Here is a 3,523-nt window from a genome sequence, read left to right on the forward strand (position 1 = left end):
CCAGAGAGCAGGACCGTGTCGAAATACCGGTCCAGGTTGACCATGGCTTCTTCATAGCGCTGCCCGCGCAGATCCAGCGAACTGTGCGCCCGGCTGGACCGGGAGGCGCTGGTAGCCCGTCTTTGCGGCTGCTGCTTCTGGCCGGCCGCCAGCTTGTCGATGTCGCGGTCGGTGACCTTGAGCTTGATGCGGCCCAAGGAGACCTCGTAGTCGTGCTCGCCCAGCTTCTTGGTTACCGTCCCGGTCTGCCCGTAAGAGAGCACCTTGACCTTGTCGCCCACTTGAACGTGGTGGCGCTTCTTTTCCTTCTGCAGCACCTTGTTCTTGGCCAGGTTGGCTTCCTGCTTGGCCAGCTGGTTGAATTCGCCCTTGGCGTCCATCAGCTGGTTGGTCTTGACCTGCATCCCTTCCTTGCGGGCTTCTTCCAGCTCGGCAATGATCCGGTCTGCCTTCTTGCGCTTTTTGGCGACGATTTCATTGGCCCGGTCCTGGGCAAAGTCAAGCTGCTTTTGCACCCGCTGGTTGTAGATGTCCAAAGCGTCCCGCAGGCGCTTTTCCAGCTGCTTGGCCCGGTCCAGGCTGCTCTGCAGCTTCTGCTTGTTTTCCGTCGCCAGCTTGGTCTGCTTGTTCAGCTCGTCAATCATGTGGTTGATGTCGGAGTCGTCGCTGCTCATCAGCTTTTCAGCCGCGATGACGACGTCTTCCCGCATCCCCAGCCGCCGGGCAATGGCAAAGGCATTGCTGTGCCCGGGAATGCCCATCTGCAAACGGTAGGTCGGCGACAGGGTCTTGATGTCGAATTCCATGGAGGCGTTGGTCGTCCGCTCGCGGTTGTAGCCGTAGAGCTTAAGTTCCGGATAGTGGGTGGTGACGATGATCTTGGCCCCCTTCTTTCTGAAGAAGTCCAAAATAGAGATCGCCAGGCTGGCCCCTTCTTCCGGGTCAGTGCCGGCCCCGATTTCGTCGATCAAGACCAGGCTTTGGTCGCTGACCCGCTTCATGATGGCCACGATGTCGTTGATGTGGGATGAAAAAGTACTCAGCGACTGCTCAATGGACTGCTCATCACCGATATCGGCAAAAATCTGGTCAAAGACAGCGACGCTGCTGCCTTCCCTGGCCGGGATGAAGAGACCGGACTGCGCCATCAGCTGGAGCAGCCCCGCCGTCTTCAGGCTGATCGTCTTCCCGCCAGTGTTTGGCCCGGTGATCAGGATCGTGTCAAAGTCCTGGCCCAAGGCAATGTCGTTGGCCACGACCTTGTCAGGATCGATCAAGGGGTGGCGGGCAGCAAGCAGGTTGAAGGACTGGTCCTGGGACAGGGCCGGCTGGCTGGCCTGCATCTGCTTGGCCAGCTTGGCCTTAGCCTGCAGGAAGTCCAGCTCGCTTAAGGCAACCGCCACCCGCTTGATGGCCGGCATTTCTTCTCTGGCATCCAGAGACAGTTCATGCAGGATCCGGTGAATCTCCTGGCGCTCTTCGGCCAGCAGGTTCTGCAGGCGGTTGTTCAAAGGCAGAATGGCTGCCGGTTCAACAAACAAGGTCTGCCCAGAAGCACTTTGGTCGTGCACGACCCCACCAAACTTGTAGCGGTATTCCTGCTTGACGGGGATGACGTAGCGGTCGTCACGGATGGTCACGATCTGTTCGGACAGGTACTGGCTGCTCTTGCCCTTGGTGTAGGCCCCCATCTTTTCCTTGATTTCTGCTTCATTGGCTAGTCGGTCGTGGCGCAGCTGCGCCAAAGCGGCAGAAGCGGTGTCCAGCACCTCTCCTTCATAAGTCAGGGAGGTCCGCAAGCGCCGGTACAAGTCATCCGGCAGCTCCAAATCTTCCAGCAGACCGTCGATTGCCGTCAGATCAAGGGTGTCGTTTTCTTCTGCATCCTCTACGAAACGGCTGCTTTCCTGGGCCAGGGTAAAAATCAGCAGGATGTTGCCCAGCTCCTGGGCGTTCAAGTCGGCCTTGACCTTCAAGCGCTTTAAGCTGGGAGCAACGTCCTGGAAGTCGGTCAAAGGCAGCTGGCCCTTGATCCGGTCCAGATCGGCCAGGGCCTTGGTTTCGCTTAAGGCCTGGCTGACGGTTGCCCGGTCGCTGGCTGGTTCCAGATTGCGCGCCTTGATCTTGGCCGGAGCAGTCACGGCCTGGTCGGCCAGCCGGCGGGTTATTTCGTGGTATTCCAGAATATCTAAAATTTTGTGGTTCATCATCTGTTGACCTAATCTTATGCTAAAAATTTCCACTCAACAAAAAAAGCGGGCTTAAGCACCCGCTTCTTTTTTATTCTGCAGAGTCGTCACCGCTCAGCCGGTCATCTTCCAAGAAGGTGTTCAAAACCCCTTGAACCATGTCCCATTCAGCGTCAGAGGTGATTTCGTGCAGGTCGCTGCTGGTTACGTCGCCGTCTTCATCGGCATCGTAGCTGAAAGCCTGGACTTCAATTTCATCATCTTCGTCCACAGCTGCCGGGTAAAGCAGGATGTAGGACTTGTCATTGTCGTCAGAGTGGAAGGTGAACAATACTTCAAATAATTCTTCGTTGCCGTTCTCGTCGATCAAGGTCAGCTGTCTGTCTTGATCAGCGGCGTTAACTTCAAATGCCATTGGTTATTCCTTTCGCTGTAAATCCAAATAGTTCTGCAAAATCAACACAGCCGCCATCTGGTCAACGACCTCCTTGCGCTGCCGGCGATCATGCATTCCCGCTTCTTCGACCAGAATCCTCTCCGAGGCCACGGTCGTCAAGCGTTCATCGTCGTAATAAACTGGCAGGCCGAACTTCTGCGTCAAGCGCTCGCCCATGGCCTGGCTCCGGCTGACCGAGCGGCCGGCCGTGCCGTCCATGTTCTTCGGCAGGCCCAGGACAAAACCTTCGGCTTCGTATTCCCGCACCAGCTTCTTCAAAGACCGCATGCCAAAATTGTGCCGGTCCTCATCAATCTGAATCGTCGTCACCGGCTGGGCCGTAATGCCCAGAGGATCGCTCACGGCTACCCCGATGGTCTTGGAGCCGACGTCTAAACCCAGCAGGCGCATTACTTGTCCTTGCCCAGGTAGCTCTTGACCAGTTCCTCGATGATTTCGTCGCGTTCGTGCTTCAAGATCAGATTCCGGGCATCGTTGTGACGTGGGATGTACGCTGGGTCGCCTGAAAGCAGGTAACCCACGATTTGGTTGATCGGGCTGTAGCCTTTTTCTTCCAGGGCTTCATATACGTCTTCCAGAGTTTCGCGAATATTCTTACCCTTATTCTGATTAAAATCAAAGTGCATCGTCTTATCAAGCGAACTCATTGTTATTCCCCCTCTTTTTTCTATTCTACTGAAAAAATTTCTTCAACTCAATTATTTAGCCTAAAAGCCGCCTTAGTCAAGCTGGCTGACAGCAGCGTCGATGGCGTCTTGCAGACCTTCAGGCTTCTTGCCGCCGGCTTGGGCCATGTTTGGCCGGCCGCCGCCGCCGCCGCCGAAGATGGCAGCCACGCTCTTGATCAGGTCGCCAGCTTTAAGGCCCTTGTCCAGAG

5 protein-coding genes are annotated in these 3,523 nt (G+C 56.2%); all 5 read right to left on the reverse strand.

Annotation, left to right across the window (positions count from 1 at the left end):
* The coding region (locus lacNas_RS09740; RefSeq protein ID WP_244661457.1) for an endonuclease MutS2 at window positions 1-2,207 on the reverse strand (2,207 nt) is incomplete at its 3' end.
* A gap of 73 nt (window positions 2,208-2,280) precedes the next feature.
* Entirely contained in the window at window positions 2,281-2,604 is a 324-nt protein-coding gene (locus tag lacNas_RS09745) for a DUF1292 domain-containing protein (RefSeq protein WP_201331362.1), read from the reverse strand.
* A gap of 3 nt (window positions 2,605-2,607) precedes the next feature.
* Window positions 2,608-3,036 carry a Holliday junction resolvase RuvX gene (gene ruvX / locus lacNas_RS09750; RefSeq protein WP_201331363.1) on the reverse strand — a complete coding sequence of 143 codons (429 nt, stop codon included), beginning with the start codon at window positions 3,034-3,036 and terminating at the stop codon, window positions 2,608-2,610.
* On the reverse strand, window positions 3,036-3,293 hold the full coding sequence (locus tag lacNas_RS09755; RefSeq protein ID WP_201331364.1) for an IreB family regulatory phosphoprotein: 258 nt from the start codon (window positions 3,291-3,293) through the stop codon (window positions 3,036-3,038). Before lacNas_RS09755 ends, ruvX begins: the two co-directional genes overlap by 1 nt.
* Before the next feature lie 72 nt (window positions 3,294-3,365).
* Window positions 3,366-3,523, reverse strand: a 158-nt coding sequence (locus lacNas_RS09760) for a DHHA1 domain-containing protein (protein WP_201346818.1), incomplete at its 5' end; no start/stop codon positions are given.

It is taken from the genome of Lactobacillus nasalidis, from assembly GCF_016587775.1.
Lineage (GTDB): Bacteria > Bacillota > Bacilli > Lactobacillales > Lactobacillaceae > Lactobacillus > Lactobacillus nasalidis.